This window comes from Pedobacter sp. 10L46_2, assembly GCF_056395165.1.
In genome coordinates, this window is sequence record NZ_JBFTIZ010000484.1 from 1 (window position 1) to 1,803 (window position 1,803).

General features: G+C 40.2%; 3 protein-coding genes. 2 read left to right on the top strand and 1 reads right to left on the bottom strand.

Annotated features, from left to right (window positions below):
- On the bottom strand, positions 1-239 hold a 239-nt coding region (locus AC1DDX_RS27085), incomplete at its 3' end, for an HAD hydrolase-like protein (RefSeq protein WP_477622992.1).
- A gap of 101 nt (positions 240-340) precedes the next feature.
- Between AC1DDX_RS27085 and AC1DDX_RS27090 the strand changes: the two genes are divergently transcribed.
- Together AC1DDX_RS27090 and AC1DDX_RS27095 are read left to right on the top strand one after the other, a co-directional pair.
- A complete protein-coding gene (locus tag AC1DDX_RS27090; RefSeq protein ID WP_337718197.1) occupies positions 341-1,090 on the top strand; it encodes a DeoR/GlpR family DNA-binding transcription regulator in 750 nt (249 codons plus the stop codon).
- A gap of 4 nt (positions 1,091-1,094) precedes the next feature.
- Positions 1,095-1,715: an NUDIX hydrolase N-terminal domain-containing protein gene (locus AC1DDX_RS27095; protein WP_172660255.1), complete on the top strand. Its 621-nt coding sequence runs from the start codon at positions 1,095-1,097 to the stop codon at positions 1,713-1,715.
- Positions 1,716-1,803: the final 88 nt, after the last annotated feature.

Genomic DNA, 1,803 nt, shown 5'->3' on the forward strand with positions numbered 1-1,803 from the left:
GTATAATGTAGTTGTTCGTAATACGTCAGGTAAGATTTTACACCGGCATCCTCGTGGAGTGGAATCAGTTTTCTTATGGTGCCTTCTTCAGATGGGCCAAAGGTTGCCACAATTTCTTCGTCGCTAATCCGCTTACCTAACAATGGCTCTATGCTCTTTTTAAAAGCAGCAATACATAATGGTAAGGTATCTGCAATGGTTCCGTCCAGGTCAAAAATGATTACTTTGAAATTTGTCATTGTCTTTGAATTAGTATTAAATATGCAAATATACGCTATTTTTTGTAAATATTATGCAAATATATTGTATTTATTTGTACTTTAGATGCAAATAATTTGCAATGACAAAATCAAAACGCCAACAACATATCTTAGATCAGTTGCGTCTGAACGATCAGGTGAGCTATCAGGAACTGGCAGCAAAACTGCAAACTTCAGAAGATACTATAAGGCGTGATATTCGCGAGATGGCCGATGCCGGCTTAATAACCAGGGTAAAAGGTGGGGCACAGCCAAGAGCCATATTACCAGTTACTTACCAGGAAAGAGAACTGTATGCAAATGGGGAAAAGCGGGTTGTAGCCCAAAAAGCAGCACGTCTGTTTAAAGATGGGCAAGTTGTTGTTTTCGATGGTGGTACAACACCTTTTCTAATTGCCAGCTATTTGCCACGGAACATTGAATTAACCCTCATTACCCATAGCTATCCTATTGCCAATTTAACCTTTGATTTTCCCAATATTGAACTCATTTTTGCAGGAGGGAAAGCTTCCAAAAAGTCGAAAGTTTCTACCGGTTTCGATGTGCTTAAAAAGTACAATACCCTTCACGCAGATATCAGCGTACTCGGTGTACATAGTCTGCATATCGATCAGGGTGTAACGGACCCTGTACTGGAAGAAGCGGACGTTAAAACACGGATTAGCGAAATGAGCGACCAGTTGATCGTTGTACCTACCACAGAAAAGCTGAATGCAGTATCGACCATTGAAATATGTAAAACAGATGTTATCGACCTGATGATCACCAATCTGGATCCCGAAGATTTATTATTACAACCTTACCGGAAAGCCGGGATAAAACTCCTTTAATATTATGTCGTCAACGATTTTAAATTATGCCAAGCGCCTCAGGTCTATTGCCCATTTGGGTTTAACTTATGCCAACAATGAATATGATACAGATCGGTATCGGGAATTGGAGCAGATCAGTTTAGAAATGATGAACATGGCAACCGGATTACCATCAGATCAGTTAGCTGGCTATTTTAGCGCAGCAAAGGAATATATCACCCCCAAAGTAGATATACGGGCAGTTATTTTTGACCACAAAAATGAGATTTTGCTGGTCAAAGAGAAAGCAGATGGCAAATGGTCTCTGCCAGGCGGATGGGCAGATATCGGACAGTCTCCAACGGAAGCCGCTGTAAAAGAAGCTTTAGAAGAAACGGGCTTTAATGTTAAACCGATAAAGCTATTAGCTGTGTTGGATAAACGCTGCCATCCACATCCTCCTCAATTAGATTACGTATACAAGATCTTTATTCAGTGTGAAATTACAAGCGGAGAATACAACCAGGCATTTGATATTTTAGATATGGGCTTTTTCAAACAAGATGATTTACCGGAGCTTTCGGAAGACAGGGTGCTGGCCGGGCAAATTGACTTAATGTTTGAGTATTTAAATGATCCTGAAAAGCAAGCATTGATTGATTAAATTAGAATCTAAAAAAGGTATCTCTGACACCAACCTTGCCGCCAAAATTCTGAATGTTGTAAGTCAAAGTTAGCAAGCCATGACGGCC